Raw genomic sequence first — 15,699 nt, forward strand, 5'->3', positions numbered from 1 at the left:
ACGTCAGGCCATTCGGATGGCGTACAAAGTCCCTCCGTCGGGTTGCCCCACCCTTTTGCACCCCCCCTAGACTGAACCTCCAGCACAGGTGGCTACACGCTCGAAAGGCGCCCCCGTGTCCATCGGCAACTCCCCTGAAGACGAGCGTCCGTTCGAAGACGTTTCCGAGGAAGCCCGCCCCTCCATCGGCCGTGCCCTGCAGCAGGCGCGTATCGCCGCAGGGCTGACCGTCGATGACGTCAGTACCGCCACCCGGGTCCGCATCGGCATCGTGCACGCCATCGAGGCGGACGACTTCGCGCCCTGCGGCGGCGACGTCTACGCGCGCGGGCACATCAGGACCCTGGCCAAGTACGTCCACCTGGACCCGGCCCCCCTCCTCGAGCAGTACGACGCCGAGCGCGGCGGGAGTCCGGCGCCGACGCCGGCGGCGCCGCTGTTCGAGGCCGAGCGCATCCGTCCCGAGCGGCGGGGGCCCAACTGGACCGCGGCGATGGTCGCAGCCATCGTCGCCGTGATCGGCTTCGTCGGGTTCACCCTGTTCAAGGGCGAGACCGAGGACGGCTCCAAGGCGCCGGTCGCGGAAGGCGCCAAGCCCTCCGACGGCAAGACCGCCTCGCCGTCGGCCGACGCGCCGAGGCCCACCGACCCCAAGCCCGACCCCACCGAGAGCGCCATCGCGGCCGCGCCCCGCGACAAGGTCACCGTCCAGGTCAGCGCCACCGACGGCCGCAGCTGGATCTCCGCCAAGGACCACAACGGCCGGCTCCTGTTCGACGGTCTGCTCAAGCAGGGCCAGTCCAAGACCTTCCAGGACAGCTCCAAGATCAACCTGGTGCTCGGCGACGCGGGCGCCATCCAGCTCTACGTGAACGGCAAGAAGATCGACGACGACTTCCAGCCCGGCGCCGTGGAGCGGCTGACGTACACGAAGGGTGACCCGCAGGCCGGATAGACGGTCCTTGCGGGGGCGCGGTGCGTACGGGGTTGGCCAAGATCGGCCAACCCCGTCGACGTGGGGTGTCCGTGGGACGAAGTAGTCTTGAGCCCATGCCTGAACGCCGTACCGTCGCACTTGTCACCCTTGGCTGCGCCCGTAACGAGGTGGACTCGGAGGAGCTCGCAGGCCGTTTGGAGGCGGACGGCTGGGAGCTCGTCGAGGACGCCGGGGACGCGGACGTCGCCGTCGTGAACACGTGCGGCTTCGTCGACGCCGCCAAGAAGGACTCCGTCGACGCCCTCCTGGAGGCCAACGACCTCAAGGGACACGGCAGAACCCAGGCCGTCGTGGCGGTGGGCTGCATGGCCGAGCGGTACGGCAAGGAACTCGCCGAGGCCCTCCCCGAGGCAGACGGCGTGCTCGGCTTCGACGACTACACGGACATCTCCGACCGACTGCAGACCATCCTGAACGGCGGCATCCACGCCGCGCACACCCCCCGCGACCGGCGCAAGCTGCTGCCGATCAGCCCCGCCGAGCGGCAGACGGTCTCCGACGTGGCACTGCCCGGCCACGGCGCCCCCTCGGACCTCCCGCAGGGACTCGCCCCGGCCTCCGGCCCGCGCGCGCCGCTGCGGCGCCGGCTCGACGGCAGCCCCGTCGCCTCGGTGAAGCTGGCCTCCGGCTGCGACCGGCGCTGCACCTTCTGCGCCATCCCGTCCTTCCGCGGCTCCTTCATCTCCCGCCGCCCGAGCGACGTGCTGAACGAGACGCGGTGGCTGGCCGAGCAGGGCGTCAAGGAGATCATGCTGGTCTCCGAGAACAACACCTCCTACGGCAAGGACCTGGGCGACATCCGCCTGCTGGAGTCGCTGCTGCCGGAGCTGGCGGACGTCGACGGCATCGAGCGGGTGCGGGTCAGCTACCTCCAGCCCGCGGAGATGCGGCCCGGCCTGATCGACGTGCTCACCTCGACCCCCAAGGTCGCGCCCTACTTCGACCTGTCCTTCCAGCACTCCGCGCCCGCCGTGCTGCGCGCCATGCGCCGGTTCGGCGACACCGACCGGTTCCTGGAGCTGCTCGACACCATCCGCAGCAAGGCACCGGACGCGGGCGTGCGCTCCAACTTCATCGTGGGCTTCCCCGGGGAGACCGAGGCCGACCTGGCCGAGCTGGAGCGCTTCCTGAACGGCGCACGGCTCGACGCCATCGGCGTCTTCGGCTACTCCGACGAGGAGGGCACCGAGGCGGCGACCTACGACAGCAAGCTCGACCAGGACGTCGTCGCCGAGCGGCTCGCCCACATCTCGCGGCTCGCCGAGGAACTCGTCTCGCAGCGTGCCGAGGACCGCGTCGGCGAGACCCTGCGCGTCCTCGTGGAGTCCGTCGGCGGAGAGGACGGCATCTACGGCCGCGCCGCCCACCAGGCGCCCGAGACCGACGGGCAGGTGCTGCTCACCGGCGGCGAGACGCTGCGCGCCGGTCGTATGGTCGAGGCGAAGGTGGTCGGTACGGAAGGTGTCGACCTCGTGGCCGAGCCGCTGGCGTTCGCCGCCGTAGGCGCCGACGGCCGGGCCGGCAGTGAGGAGGCGGGCAGATGACCGGAGTACCGGCGTCCGCCGCGGGTGGCCCCGCCCCGGCGAACGGCACGGCCGCGGCCTCGAAAGGATCCTCCTCGCAGCGGGCTTCTCTGAAGGGCTCCTCGCAGGGCACGAGCGGCTTCGGTCCGGGTGCCGCGGAGACGGGTGCCACCGGAGCGGGCGTCTCGGGGGCCGGTGCCATCAGCGCGCAGATGGGCGTGAGACCGGTACGCGGCCGAAACATCGCGGCTGCCGCAGTCGACCAGGCCAGCGTCTGGAACGTCGCCAACCTCCTGACCATGCTCCGGCTGCTCCTGGTCCCCGGCTTCGTCGCGCTGATGCTGGCCGACGGCGGGTACGACCCGGCCTGGCGCTCGCTCGCCTGGGCGGCGTTCGCCATCGCCATGATCACCGATCTGTTCGACGGCCATCTGGCCCGCACGTACAACCTCGTCACCGACTTCGGGAAGATCGCCGACCCCATCGCCGACAAGGCGATCATGGGTGCGGCGCTGATCTGTCTCTCCGCGCTGGGCGATCTGCCCTGGTGGGTGACGGCGGTGATCCTCGGCCGGGAACTGGGGATCACGCTGCTGCGTTTCCTGGTCATTCGCTACGGCGTCATCCCCGCCAGCCGTGGCGGAAAGCTGAAGACCCTCACCCAGGGCGTGGCCGTCGGCATGTATGTGCTGGCGCTCACGGGCTGGCTGGCCACCCTGCGCTTCTGGGTGATGGCCGCGGCGGTCGTCCTGACCGTGGCTACCGGGCTGGATTACGTGAGACAGGCCATTGTGCTGCGCAGGCAGGGAATCGCCGAGCGCAAGGCCGCGTTGGAGGAGACGGAACGGTGAGTTCCCCGGCCACCGAAGTGGTGCGACTACTCACGGTGAGGGGCGAGACCGTCGCCGTCGCCGAGTCGCTGACGGGTGGGCTGGTCGCGGCGGAGCTGACGGCGGTGCCCGGGGCCTCCAAGGCCTTCCGAGGGTCCGTGACGGCGTACGCGACCGAGCTCAAGAACGAACTGCTCGGTGTGGACGCCACCCTGCTGGCTCAGCGTGGAGCAGTGGATCCGCAGGTGGCGGCTCAGATGGCGGCCGGAGTGCGGAAGGCCCTGGGTGCCGACTGGGGCATCGCGACCACCGGTGTCGCAGGTCCCGACCCCCAGGACGGACAGCCCGTCGGAACCGTTTTCGTCGCCCTGGACGGACCGTTCGGGGCGGGTGCTGTTTCTGCCGGTGGCGGAAAAGTGGAGGCCCTGAGGTTGAACGGCCGACGGGCGGAAATTCGTATGGAGAGTGTACGGAGCGTACTCGCACTGCTTCTGAGGGAGCTTGCGGGCGAACAGACTGGGAATGAGCGGGCACAGGATACGGAACGGAACGGGGGGTTTTGATGTTTGCAGCCCTGAGTGAACACGACATCGCTCCCCGCACGGCCGCAGCGCAAGGCGGTACGGTGGGGCGTGAAGGATGCGGCTACGCGGTCCGAGGAGGGAGCCACCGATGATTCTGCTCCGTCGCCTGCTGGGTGACGTGCTGCGTCGGCAGCGCCAGCGCCAGGGCCGTACTCTGCGCGAAGTCTCCTCGTCCGCCCGAGTCTCACTCGGCTATCTCTCCGAGGTGGAGCGGGGGCAGAAGGAGGCTTCCTCCGAGCTGCTCTCCGCCATCTGCGACGCGCTGGACGTACGGATGTCCGAGCTCATGCGGGAAGTGAGCGACGAGCTCGCCCTCGCCGAGCTGGCACAGTCTGCAGCGGCCACCCCCAGTGAGCCTGTTCCCACGCGGGTTCGTCCGATGCTGGGTTCCGTGTCGGTGGCCGGTGTGCCACCGGAACGGGTGACCATCAAGGCGCCCGCCGAGGCGGTGGACGTGGTTGCCGCCTGAGTCGAGGCTCGCGTGTGCGGCACGCTGCCGCGCGTCACGAGGTCTGTGACTGTCAGGAACGTGTGAGGCCCCGGCCGGGGCTTCTCCGGGTGGATCCGGGGGAGCGGTCGGGGTTTTCGCGTGTCCGGGGGTTGTGCGGGTCCGGGGGTTCCCGCGTGTCCGGGGGTTGTGCGGGTCCGGGGGTGTGTGGGTCGGGCCTTGTGCGGGTGCGTGGGTGGGGCGCTGCGCGGGTCCGGGCATTCGCGTCCGGCGTGTGCGGGGCCCGGTCCCTCTTTGGGAGTTTTTTACGTTCCGTTTGGGTGCGTTTGCCGGTCCGGGTCGGCGCGGTCATCGTGGAGGGAGATGACGGGGTCAGCCCACGGAGGTGCCATGTACGTCGTGAAAAGCCCGCTGTCCGACGCGGATCTGAAGACCGTCGCCGAGGCGCTGCAGGGGGCCCTCGTCGATCTGATCGACCTCTCCCTCGTGGCCAAGCAGGTCCACTGGAACGTGGTCGGCCCCCGCTTCCGCAGCGTGCACCTCCAGCTCGACGACGTGGTGACCAGCGCGCGCACCCACTCCGACACGGTCGCCGAGCGCGCTTCCGCGCTGGGTGTCTCACCCGACGGGCGTGCCTCGACAGTGGCCGTGGGCAGCGGAATCGCGGCGACCGCCGGCGGCTGGATCAGGGACGCGGAGGCGGTCGGGGTGCTCGTGGACGCGCTGGGCGCGGTGATCGGGCGCATGCGTGAGCGGGTGGCGGCGACCGAGGCGCCGGATCCCGTCTCGCAGGACATCCTGATCGGGATCACCGCGGACCTGGAGAAGCACCACTGGATGTTCCAGGCCGAGAACGGCTGACCCGGCGTATCCGCGGGTCGCCCGTGCGCCCGGCCGGCGAGGTCGCTGCTACGCATGTGCGCCCCTGTGCCGCTGGTGCGCCCTCCCATGGCGCGAGGGCACGCGACTAGCGTCGTCGGCGTCGCCCCGGAGATGAGGACGGCGTTTCTGGCGCCGAGCTGGAGGTGACGGCCATGGCGGGGCGAATAGTGCGCCGGGGGGCCGTACTGGGGCTCGGCGTGGTGTGGTGGTGGGCCGTGCTGCGACTGGCGACGGCGCCCGACGCGGGGGCGCTGGAGGGGGCGGTCGTGGCCGGGGGGTGGGGGCTGAGCCTGCTGCCGGTGCACTGTGTGCCCGGGGGGCGTGCGGCAGGCTCGCTCGGGGCGGTGGTCTGGCGGGCGGTCTGGGGGGCCGCTACCAGGGCATCGCCACACCCCCGTTCGGACGCAGGATCTGGCCCGTCGTGAAGGCCGACGCGTCCGAGGCCAGGTACAGGACGGCGTGAGCGACCTCCTCCGCCTCCCCGACCCGGCCCAGTGGGGACATCCGCGCCATCAGTGACTCCGTGTGCGCCTGGGCCGCGCTGTCGTGGCGGTCGGTCATCGGCGTGCGGATCCAGCCCGGCGCGACCGCGTTCACCCGGATGCCGCACGGGCCCATCTCGGTGGCCAGCGTCTTCGTCAGCTGTACGACGGCCGCCTTGGCCGCGCCGTAGCAGAGCAGGCCCGGGCCGCCGGTGTCGACGGCGCCGGACGCCATGGTGATGATGCTGCCCTTCACGCCGTGGGCGAGCATCAGGCGCGCGGCTTCCTGGCAGGCGTGGAGCACGCCTTTGAAGTTGACGTTCAGCACCCGGTCGAGGTCCTCGTCGCGGGTCTCCAGGACCGGGCTGCTGTGCATGATGCCGGCGATCGCGGCCAGCACGTCCAGGCGCTCGCAGGACTCGACGGCTTGCCTGACCTGGGCGCGGTCGGTGACGTCCAGGGGATGGATGTGGGCGGCGCCGCCCTGGTCCTTGATGAGCGTGGCCGTCTCGTGGAGGCCGGGGACGTCGCGGTCCGCACAGTGCACCGTGGCGCCCGCCTGCGCGAGCAGGATCGCCGACGCGCGGCCGATGCCGCCCGCGGCGCCGGTGATGAACGCGGTGCGTCCGGTGAGGTCGTATGCCTGTACGGCCATGCAGGGACGGTACGAGGGTTCCTGACGGATCGTCAATTGGTCGGGCGGTGCTGGATTCTGCCGGGCGGCGCGGGGCGAGTTCTGCTCCCTGGGGCCTGGCTGGAGTGTGGGGTGCCCGGCGTCGGAGCCGGGCCGGTCTGGCAGTGCGGGCACCAGTACGTGGGGCGCTCGCGGGAGCCGTCGCCCTGGTCGGCGACGCGGATCGAGGTGTGGCAGCGCAGACAGGGGCGGGGTGCGCGGCCGTAGACGAACAGGTCCTGGCCCCGGCGGCCCGTGGTACTGCGGATCGGGCGGTCGCGGTTGGCCTCCAGGAGCTTCTTCGCGAGGGCCGGGAGCTTGGCGGCGCGCTCGGCGGGCAGGGCGCCGACCGGGAGCCAGGGGGTGGCGCCGAGCAGGAAGCAGAGCTCGCTCTTGTAGACGTTGCCGATGCCGGCGAGATTGCGCTGGTCCAGGAGGGCCTCGCCGAGGGGGCGCGCGGGGGCGGCGAGGAGGTTGGCCAGGGCGTGGTCCGGGTCCCAGTCCGGACCCAGGAGATCGGGGCCGAGGTGGCCGACCACGCGGTCCTCGTCGGTGGTGCGGAGCAGTTCGAGGACCGGGAGGCGGTAGCCGACGGCGGTGTGGTCCAGGTTGCCGAGGATCGCGCGGATCTGGTGCGCGGGGCCGCCGGTCCAGCGTGCGCCGGTCGCGAACACCCTCCAGGAACCATCCATCCTGAGGTGCGAGTGGAGGGTGAGGCCGCCTTCGACGCGGGTGAGGAGGTGTTTGCCGCGGGGGGTGACGTCCAGAACGGCGCGGCCGGTGAGGTCGGCCGTCGCGTACTTGGGGACGCGCAGGTCGGAGCGGGTCAGGATCTTGCCCGCGAGGGCGGTGTGCAGGCGTCTCGCGGATTGCCAGACCGTGTCTCCTTCGGGCATGGGTTCAGGGTGGCATGTTCTGCCCGGGGAGACTCGGGCGCCGGGGTGTGGGGCCGGCGGTCCTGGTTCACGCCCGTAGGCGCAGGCCTCTCGGCGTGGCGATGAAGCCGGCCGATTCCAGGAGGGTGCCCACGGGGGACGTGAGGGCGGCGGTGCCGTTGATGCGTTCCACGGTGACCGTGCCGAGGGAGCCCGCGCGGGCGGCCGCGGCGAGGGCCTCGGCGGCGGCGCCCAGGCGGGGGTCGTCGGTGGGGGTGACGTCCTGGTCGGTGGGCCAGGCCAGCAGGGTCTTGCCGCCACGCTCCATGTACAGGGCCGGTTCTCCGTCGACCAGGACGATCAGAGAGCCCGCCTTGCGTCCCGGCTTGTGGCCCGCACCGGTCGGGGGCTCGGGCCAGGGCAGGGCGGCGCCGTACGCGTTCGCCGGGTCGGCGGCGGCGAGGACGACCGCCCGGGAGGCGAGGGCGGAGCCGTTACGGCGTGCGGGGGAGCCCGGGTCGTACGGAGAGCGGCCGCCGTTCTGCCAGGGGGATGTCCGGGCGGCTGCGGCGTAGTCCCTGGGAGACACGTACTCGCCCGGCGCGGGGTGGGCGAGCGGGGCCTCACCGTCGGGGTCGTTGTACGCGTCGTCGCCCTGGTAGGCGTGGTCGTCGAAGGGGCCGAGGGCGTCGGCGGGGGAGAAGAAGCCGTCGGGGCCACTGCCGAAGGTGCCGTCGCCGTGGATGCCGTTGCCGTGGGGGGAGCCGGCGGCGGTTCCGAAGGCCGGCCCGGGCAGGGCTTCGCCCCGGTCGCGGGCGTTGGCCACGGCGCGGAGGCGGTCGACCGCGCCGTCCATCGCGAACTGGGCGGCGCCGAGACCCTCCACCACATAGCCGCGCCGGGCCTGACCGCTCTCCTCGAAGGCGGACAGGATGCGGTACGTCGCCGAGAAGCCGCCCTCGACGCCTTCCGCGGCGACCGCGCCCCGGGTCACCACGCCGTGCCGGTCGAGCAGGGTGCGGGCCAGAGCGTGCGCGCGGACGGTCGGGTCGGGCTCGTGGGCCGGCAGCAGGGACCAGCGGCCGGCGACGGTGGGAGGGCCACTGCGGGACGCCGTACGGGCGGCGGCGGTCAGTGAGCCGTAGCGGCCACGCGGGACTGTTCGCTTGGCGCGGTGGGCTGTGGAGCCCGCGGTGCGGCCCGAGCCGAGCACGGAGCGCAGCGGGGAGAGGGTGTCGTTGGTCAGCCGGCCGGACCAGGCCAGGTCCCAGATTGCGTCGGCCAGTTGGGGGTCGGTGGCCTCGGGGTGCGTGGTGGCGCGGACCTGGTCGGTGATCTGGCGGAAGAACAGTCCGTAACCCCCGGAGAGGGCGGCGAGCACGGACTCGTGGAGGGCCGTCAGCTCCAGGGGGTGCGGGGGCGGCAGCAGGAGGGGGGCCGCGTCCGCCATGTACAGGGAAACCCAGCCGTCCTTGCCGGGCAGCGCGCCCGCTCCGGCCCACACCACCTCGCCGGCGGCCGTGAGCTCGTCGAGCATGGCCGGGGTGTAGTCGGCGACGCGGGACGGCAGGACGAGCTTCTCCAGGGCGGAGGCGGGCACCGAGGCGCCCTGCAACTGCTCGATGGCGCGCACCAGGCCGTCGATGCCCCGCAGTGTGTGCCCCCGGCCGATGTGCTGCCACTGCGGGAGGAACTGGGCCAGCGCCGGCGGCGGCACCGGCTCCAGCTCGTGGCGCAGCGCGGCCAGGGAACGTCGGCGCAGCCGGCGCAGGACCGCCGCGTCGCACCACTCCTGGCCGATGCCGGCCGGGTGGAACTCGCCCTGTACGACCCTCCCGGACGCCCCGAGCCGCTGGAGGGCGCCCTCGGTGACCGCCACGCCCAGGCCGAACCGGGCGGCGGCCGTGGCCGACGTGAAGGGGCCGTGGGTGCGGGCGTAGCGTGCGAGGAGGTCGCCGAGCGGGTCCTTCACCGGTTCCATGAAGGCTTCCGGGACGCCGACCGGCAGAGCTGTGCCGAGCGCGTCGCGCAGGCGGCCCGCGTCCTCGATCGCCGCCCAGTGGTCGGTGCCGGCGATACGGACCTGGATCGCGCGGCGGGCCCGGGCCAGCTCCTGTGCCCACTGCGGCTCGGCGCCCCGCTCGGCCAGCTCGGCGGCGGTGAGCGGGCCGAGGAGGCGGAGCAGGTCGGCGACGCCTTCGGCGTCCTTGACGCGGCGGTCTTCGGTGAGCCACTGAAGCTCCCGCTCCAGCTCGGTCAGCACCTCCGCGTCGAGCAGTTCGCGCAGCTCCGCCTGGCCGAGCAGCTCGGCGAGCAGGCGCGAGTCCAGCGACAGCGCGGCTGCGCGGCGCTCGGCGAGTGGCGAGTCCCCCTCGTACAGGAACTGGGCGACGTATCCGAAGAGGAGGGAGCGGGCGAAGGGGGACGGCTCGGGGGTGGTGACCTCGACCAGGCGGACCTTGCGGGAATCCAGGTCGCCCATCAGCTCGACCAGGCCCGGGACGTCGAAGACGTCCTGGAGGCATTCGCGGACCGCCTCCAGGACGATCGGGAACGAACCGAACTCACCTGCCACCTGGAGCAGTTGCGACGCGCGCTGGCGCTGCTGCCACAGGGGCGTGCGCTTGCCCGGGTTGCGGCGGGGCAGCAGCAGCGCGCGGGCGGCGCATTCGCGGAACCGGGACGCGAACAGGGCCGATCCGCCGACCTGGTCGGTGACGACCTGGTCGACCTCGCCCTTGTCGAAGACCACGTCCCCGGCGCCGACGGGAGCCTGCTCGGCGTCGTACTCGGTGCCCAGCTTCACCGGCCCTTGGTCCAGCAGGTCCAGGCCCATTAGGTCGGCGTCGGGCAGGCGCAGCACGATGCCGTCGTCGGCGTGCATCACCTGGGCGTCCATGCCGTACCGCTCGGAGAGGCGGGCGCCGAGTGCCAGCGCCCACGGGGCGTGCACCTGGGCACCGAAGGGGGAGTGGACCACGACGCGCCAGTCGCCGAGCTCGTCGCGGAAGCGTTCGACGACGATGGTGCGGTCGTCGGGGACGTGGCCGCAGGCCTCGCGCTGTTCGTCGAGGTAGGACAGCACGTTGTCGGCGGCCCAGGCGTCGAGTCCCGCGGCGAGCAGGCGCAGGCGGGCGTCCTCCTTGCTGAGGGAGCCGACCTCGCGCAGGAACGCGCCCACCGCGCGGCCCAGTTCGAGCGGGCGGCCGAGCTGGTCACCCTTCCAGAAGGGGAGGCGGCCCGGGACGCCCGGGGCCGGGGAGACCAGCACCCGGTCGCGGGTGATGTCCTCGATGCGCCAGGAGCTGGTGCCGAGCGTGAAGACGTCCCCGACGCGTGACTCGTAGACCATCTCCTCGTCGAGCTCGCCGACCCGGCCGCCGCCCTTCTTGGGGTCGGCGCCGGCCAGGAAGACGCCGAACAGGCCGCGGTCGGGGATGGTGCCGCCGGAGGTGACGGCGAGGCGCTGCGCGCCGGGGCGGCCGGTGATGGAGCCCGTGACGCGGTCCCACACCACGCGCGGGCGCAGCTCCGCGAACGCGTCGGACGGGTAGCGGCCGGCCAGCATGTCGAGGACCGCGGTGAACGCCGACTCGGGGAGCGAGGCGAAGGGGGCGGCGCGGCGGACCATCGCGAGCAGGTCGTCGACCTGCCAGGTGTCCATCGACGTCATCGCGACGAGCTGCTGGGCCAGGACGTCGAGGGGGTTGGCGGGGACCCTCAGGGACTCGATCGCGCCGGTGCGCATCCGCTCGGTGACCACAGCTGCCTGGACCAGGTCGCCGCGGTACTTCGGGAAGACCACGCCCGTCGAGACCGCGCCGACCTGGTGTCCCGCGCGGCCGACGCGCTGGAGGCCGGAGGCGACCGAGGGCGGGGACTCGACCTGGACGACGAGGTCGACCGCGCCCATGTCGATGCCGAGTTCCAGGCTGGACGTGGCGACGACGGCCGGGAGCCGACCCGCCTTCAGGTCCTCCTCGACCAGGGAGCGCTGCTCCTTGGAGACCGAGCCGTGGTGGGCGCGGGCGATGACGGCCGGGGCGCCATGGGCGGCGCCGGAGCCGCCCATGAGCTCGGCCGGGGAGTGGTGCTCGTCCAGGGGCTCGCCGGTCGCCCGCTCGTAGGCGATCTCGTTGAGCCGGTTGCAGAGGCGCTCCGCGAGACGGCGGGAGTTCGCGAAGACGATGGTGGAGCGGTGGGACTGGACGAGGTCCGCGATGCGCTCCTCCACATGCGGCCAGATGGACGGGCGGTCGCCGCCCTCGGGGCCGTTGTCGCCGGCCGGGGAGCCACCCAGCTCACCCATGTCCTCGACCGGGACCACGACGGAGAGGTCGAACTCCTTGCCGGACTTCGGCTGGACGATCTCCACTTTGCGGCGTGGGGAGAGGAAGCGGGCGATCTCGTCGACCGGGCGGACGGTGGCGGACAGGCCGATACGGCGGGCCGGCTTCGGCAGCAGCTCGTCCAGGCGCTCCAGGGAGAGGGCGAGGTGGGCGCCGCGCTTGGTGCCGGCGACGGCGTGCACCTCGTCGAGGATCACCGTCTCCACGCCGGTCAGGGCTTCGCGGGTGGCCGACGTGAGCATCAGGAACAGGGACTCGGGGGTGGTGATCAGGATGTCCGGCGGGCGGGTGGACAGGGCCCTGCGCACCGCGGCCGGGGTGTCGCCGGAGCGGATGCCCACCTTGATGTCGGGCTCGGGCCGGCCGAGCCGGACGGATTCCTGGCGGATGCCGGTGAGGGGGCTGCGGAGGTTGCGCTCCACGTCGACGGCCAGGGCCTTGAGCGGCGAGACGTAGAGGACCCGGCAGCGCTTCTTGGGGTCGGCGGGGTGCGGGGTGGAGGCGAGCTGGTCGAGAGCGGCGAGGAAGGCGGCCAGGGTCTTGCCCGAGCCGGTGGGCGCCACGACCAGGACGTCCGAGCCCTCGCCGATGGCCTGCCACGCGCCGGCCTGGGCCGCGGTGGGCGCGGAAAAGGCCCCCGTGAACCAGCCGCGGGTCGCGGGGGAGAAGCCGTCCAGGGCTCGGTGCGTGGAGCTCGCCATGCGTCCATCCTGCACCTCGGCACTGACAATGGCGCTGAGCTGGGGGTTCGGGTGGGAGCGCGGGGCGCGCCCGCGGATGTGGCGGAGAATGAGGGCATGGGGTCGGGTGAGCGTGCGCGGCACTGGCAGTACTCGGAGCTGCCCGGTGTGGATCTGCTGCGGGCCCGGTACGTGCGGAAGACGTTCGTGCGGCATACGCATGAGCACTTCGTGATCGCGGCCATCGCGGACGGGGTGGAGGTCTTCCACCACGGTGGGGGCGACCAATATGCGGGGGCCGGGACGCTGGCGTTGGTGAATCCCGATACGCCGCACACCGGGCGGGCCGGGGTGCCGGAGGGGTGGCGGTACGGGGCGGTCTATCCCTCGCCGGATCTGGTGGCGGAGATCGCTGCCGAGACGACGGTGATTCGTGGGACGCCGGGATTTGTGCGGCCCGTGCTGGAGGACCCGTACGCGGTGGGACTGGTGCACCAGGTGCTGCGCGCCGCCGACGAGGGGAACGCCCTCGCCGCCGACACGCTCCTGCGGGTCGCCGTGACCCGGCTGCTGCGGCTGAACGGTGGGGCGATGCCGCAGCGCGAGGTGCGGACGGCGGGGGCGCGCGTCGCGGCACGCGCGCGGGAGGTGCTGGAGGTGCGGATGGCCGAGCCGCCGAGTCTGGAGAGGCTCGCGGAGGAGCTCGGGACCAGTCCGTTCGCGTTGCTGCGCGCGTTCAGGGAGTCGTACGGGATGCCGCCCCACACCTGGCTGACCGATGCCCGGGTGCGGCGGGCGCGGCGGCTGCTGGACGGCGGCACGGCGCCCGCGGAGGCCGCGGCACTGGTGGGGTTCACGGACCAGCCGCACCTGAATCGGCACTTCAGCCGGATCGTGGGGGTGCCGCCGGGGGCCTACCAGCGGGAGCGCAAGAACGTACAAGACGCGGCACGGCGGCTGCGCCTACCGTCCAAGACGTGGCAGATCAGACAGCTCTCGCAGACATACGAACCGATGGAAGACCGGATGCCGCCGTCGTACGGGACGCCCTCGGCGTCGGAGTCGCCGTAGGTCTGTCGGGGTTCGCCTTCGGGGTGACCTCGGCGGGCAGTGGACTCACCCTGTGGCAGACGTGTGCGCTCAGTCTGCTGGTGTTCACCGGCGCCTCCCAGTTCGCGCTGGTGGGGGCGCTCGCCGCGGGCGGGAATCCGTTCACCGCGGCCGCGGGCGCCTTCTTCCTGGGCGTACGCAACGCCTTCTACGGGCTGCGGCTGTCGCAGTTGCTGGCCCTCCCGCGCGCGGCGCGTCCGTTCGCCGCACAGTGGGTGATCGACGAGACGGCGGCGGTCGCGCTGGCGCAGTCCACGCGGCGCGGCGTCCGGATCGGATTCACGGTGACCGGGCTCAGCCTCTACGTGCTGTGGAACCTGACCACGCTGCTCGGGGCACTGGGGGCGGAAGCCCTCGGCGACACCGCCGCATGGGGGCTCGACGCGGCCGGGCCGGCGGTCTTCCTGGCGCTGCTGGCCCCGATGCTGACGAGTGGGACCGAGCGGGCTGTCGCGGGGCTCGCGATGCTTCTGGGGCTGGGGCTGCTGCCGGTGCTGCCCGCAGGTCTGCCGGTGCTGGTGGCCGCGCTCGCGGCGCCGGCGGTGCTGTGGGCGCGTGGGCGCCGCGCGGGACGGGAGGAGGATCGTTGAACGTCTGGATAGCGATCGGTGTCACCGCCGTCAGCTGCTACGCCGTGAAGCTCGCCGGGCTGCTGGTGCCGGCCGGCGTGCTGGAACGGCCGCTCGTCAAGCGGCTCGCCGCGCTGCTGCCCATCGCCCTGCTCGCCGCCCTCACGGCCCAGCAGACGTTCGCCGACGGACGGGCGCTGGTGCTGGACGCCCGGGCCGCGGGGGTCGCCGCGGCCGCCGTGGCGCTGTTCCTGCGTGCTCCCTTCCTGCTGGTCGTCGCGGCGGCCGTGGTGGTGACGGCGGGGGTACGGGCGATCAGTGGCTGAGGCACGGAGTCAGCCGACGGCGCGGGCGATCCTGGCCAGGCACGGAGTCAGCCGATGGCGCGGGAATAGGACCTGAGGGTGCGCAGGGCCTGGATCGTCACCAGGGGGCGGGCCTCCAGCGCGGGGGCGGGGGCCCACTGGCGCCAGCGGATCGGCCAGCCACCGTCCTCCTGCTGTTCGCTCGCCAGGAAGTCCAGGGAGCGTTCCATCTCGTCGTCGCTGAACCACACGCGCGCGAGGGAGTGCGGCGTCCTGGCGTAGTCGTGCGGGAAGTGGTGCTCGCCGGGGGCGTACCCGGGAGCGACGGGGTAGGCGTCCAGACGCTCGGGATCGAGGGCGGCGAGGCGGTGTTCGCGGACCAGGCGGCCCAGACGGTCGGCGGCCGCCTCCGCGCGCGGGCGGTCGGGTGCGGAGTCAAGGAACGTCACCGCCGCCTGGATCTCGTAGGGATGGGACCGCTTCAGTGACTCGACCGCCTGCCAGCAGAAGTCCGTGGCCCGGAACAGCCAGGCGTGCCACACCTCGTTGCGGTGCAGGACACCCACCACCGGCCCGGTGGCGAGGAGTTCGCTGGGCGGGTCGTCGACGACCGGTACGAAGGGGGCCGTCGGATAGCCGCGCTGACTGGGATGGACCGCCGGCAGCGCGCCGTCCGGCGTGGAGACGGAGGTCAGATAGCGGCACACACGCTCCACGCGCTGGCCGCCGCAGTGCCCGATGGCGTCCAGCACGTGCAGGGCGTGCGCGGTGTGCAGCGGCTGGCTGACCGGACCGCGCAGATCGGGCTCCAGGGCGTGGCCGTATCCGCCGTCCTGGTTGCGGTAGGCGTCCAGAGCCGACTCCACCGGGTCGGCGCCGCCGTGGAGGAAGTGGTACGCGAAGAGGCGCTGCTCCAGCACGCGCGCGGTGAGCCAGACGAACTGCTCGGCGCGGAACAGCGGGGAGTGCGCCGGGGGCGTCGGGGGGAGTGGTGAAGCTCCTGTTTCGGCCATGGCTCAGACCGTAGGACGGAAAGCGGTCTCGGCATGCGCTCCCGGCTCGGGCCCACTCTCAGGGGCGGGATACTGATGTCATGAGGTTGACGGTCTTCTGGGAGCGGATGGCGGAGCACTTCGGTACGGGGTACGCCGACACCTTCGCGCGTGATCACGTGATGTCGGAGCTCGGTGAACGCACCGTGTACCAGGCGCTCGACGCCGGCTGGGAGGCCAAGGACGTGTGGCGTGTGGTCTGCGCGGTCATGAACGTGCCGCAGGAAAGGCGCTGACCGGTCAGGAAGATCGCCGGACGTCACCCGATTGTCGGTGGCGTGGGTGAGACTTGCATCGTGGCAGACGAGACAGGGCATACAGCCCCGCACGCATCCCCCTC

At 72.5% G+C, this 15,699-nt stretch carries 15 protein-coding genes; 11 read left to right on the forward strand and 4 right to left on the reverse strand.

Going from position 1 to position 15,699, the window contains the following annotated elements:
* Positions 1-115: 115 nt before the first annotated feature.
* The 7 genes from ACFV6X_RS24450 to ACFV6X_RS24480 all read left to right on the forward strand — a co-directional run bounded on the left by ACFV6X_RS24450 (position 116) and on the right by ACFV6X_RS24480 (position 5,689).
* Entirely contained in the window at positions 116-955 is an 840-nt protein-coding gene (locus tag ACFV6X_RS24450; RefSeq protein ID WP_385386744.1) for a helix-turn-helix domain-containing protein, read from the forward strand.
* A gap of 95 nt (positions 956-1,050) precedes the next feature.
* The gene (gene rimO / locus ACFV6X_RS24455; protein ID WP_385386746.1) at positions 1,051-2,541 is read left to right on the forward strand and encodes a 30S ribosomal protein S12 methylthiotransferase RimO; all 1,491 of its coding nucleotides are present in this window, start codon (positions 1,051-1,053) and stop codon (positions 2,539-2,541) included.
* Positions 2,538-3,371, forward strand: a complete 834-nt coding sequence (pgsA, locus tag ACFV6X_RS24460; RefSeq protein ID WP_385386748.1) for a CDP-diacylglycerol--glycerol-3-phosphate 3-phosphatidyltransferase — start codon at positions 2,538-2,540, stop codon at positions 3,369-3,371. Before rimO ends, pgsA begins: the two co-directional genes overlap by 4 nt.
* Positions 3,368-3,913, forward strand: coding sequence for a CinA family protein (locus tag ACFV6X_RS24465; protein WP_385386750.1), 546 nt, complete (start codon positions 3,368-3,370; stop codon positions 3,911-3,913). The genes pgsA and ACFV6X_RS24465 overlap by 4 nt, the downstream gene beginning before the upstream one ends.
* Before the next feature lie 109 nt (positions 3,914-4,022).
* Positions 4,023-4,403 carry a helix-turn-helix transcriptional regulator gene (locus ACFV6X_RS24470; protein WP_365460456.1) on the forward strand — a complete coding sequence of 127 codons (381 nt, stop codon included), beginning with the start codon at positions 4,023-4,025 and terminating at the stop codon, positions 4,401-4,403.
* 369 nt (positions 4,404-4,772) lie between these two features.
* On the forward strand, positions 4,773-5,243 hold the full coding sequence (locus ACFV6X_RS24475) for a DNA starvation/stationary phase protection protein (RefSeq protein ID WP_365445913.1): 471 nt from the start codon (positions 4,773-4,775) through the stop codon (positions 5,241-5,243).
* 173 nt (positions 5,244-5,416) lie between these two features.
* On the forward strand, positions 5,417-5,689 hold the full coding sequence (locus ACFV6X_RS24480; RefSeq protein WP_385386752.1) for a hypothetical protein: 273 nt from the start codon (positions 5,417-5,419) through the stop codon (positions 5,687-5,689).
* Here the strand turns inward: ACFV6X_RS24480 and ACFV6X_RS24485 are convergent.
* From ACFV6X_RS24485 to ACFV6X_RS24495, 3 genes are all read right to left on the reverse strand, one after another.
* Positions 5,637-6,401 carry an SDR family NAD(P)-dependent oxidoreductase gene (locus ACFV6X_RS24485; protein WP_385386754.1) on the reverse strand — a complete coding sequence of 255 codons (765 nt, stop codon included), beginning with the start codon at positions 6,399-6,401 and terminating at the stop codon, positions 5,637-5,639. The genes ACFV6X_RS24480 and ACFV6X_RS24485 overlap by 53 nt on opposite strands.
* A 32-nt stretch (positions 6,402-6,433) precedes the next feature.
* The gene (locus ACFV6X_RS24490) at positions 6,434-7,315 is read right to left on the reverse strand and encodes a DNA-formamidopyrimidine glycosylase family protein (RefSeq protein ID WP_385386756.1); all 882 of its coding nucleotides are present in this window, start codon (positions 7,313-7,315) and stop codon (positions 6,434-6,436) included.
* Positions 7,316-7,382: 67 nt separating this feature from the next.
* Positions 7,383-12,344 (reverse strand): ATP-dependent helicase, encoded by a 4,962-nt coding sequence (locus ACFV6X_RS24495; protein WP_385386758.1) that lies wholly within the window; start codon positions 12,342-12,344, stop codon positions 7,383-7,385.
* Between the two features lie 96 nt (positions 12,345-12,440).
* Here ACFV6X_RS24495 and ACFV6X_RS24500 point away from each other — a divergent pair, with 96 nt between their 5' ends.
* The 3 genes from ACFV6X_RS24500 to ACFV6X_RS24510 are packed head-to-tail and all read left to right on the forward strand — an operon-like array spanning position 12,441 to position 14,328.
* Complete coding sequence (locus tag ACFV6X_RS24500) at positions 12,441-13,394, forward strand: AraC family transcriptional regulator (RefSeq protein WP_385386760.1); 954 nt, start codon at positions 12,441-12,443, stop codon at positions 13,392-13,394.
* Complete coding sequence (locus ACFV6X_RS24505) at positions 13,301-14,023, forward strand: AzlC family ABC transporter permease (protein ID WP_385386762.1); 723 nt, start codon at positions 13,301-13,303, stop codon at positions 14,021-14,023. The genes ACFV6X_RS24500 and ACFV6X_RS24505 overlap by 94 nt, the downstream gene beginning before the upstream one ends.
* Entirely contained in the window at positions 14,020-14,328 is a 309-nt protein-coding gene (locus ACFV6X_RS24510) for an AzlD domain-containing protein (protein WP_385386764.1), read from the forward strand. The genes ACFV6X_RS24505 and ACFV6X_RS24510 overlap by 4 nt, the downstream gene beginning before the upstream one ends.
* A 47-nt stretch (positions 14,329-14,375) precedes the next feature.
* Here the strand turns inward: ACFV6X_RS24510 and ACFV6X_RS24515 are convergent, their stop codons facing one another.
* A complete protein-coding gene (locus tag ACFV6X_RS24515; RefSeq protein ID WP_385386765.1) occupies positions 14,376-15,320 on the reverse strand; it encodes a hypothetical protein in 945 nt (314 codons plus the stop codon).
* Between the two features lie 80 nt (positions 15,321-15,400).
* Here ACFV6X_RS24515 and ACFV6X_RS24520 point away from each other — a divergent pair, with 80 nt between their 5' ends.
* Positions 15,401-15,595, forward strand: coding sequence for a DUF3046 domain-containing protein (locus ACFV6X_RS24520; protein ID WP_365445938.1), 195 nt, complete (start codon positions 15,401-15,403; stop codon positions 15,593-15,595).
* Positions 15,596-15,699 lie beyond the last annotated feature (104 nt).

The sequence above is a fragment of the Streptomyces sp. NPDC059861 genome, from assembly GCF_042731435.1.
Taxonomy (GTDB): domain Bacteria; phylum Actinomycetota; class Actinomycetes; order Streptomycetales; family Streptomycetaceae; genus Streptomyces.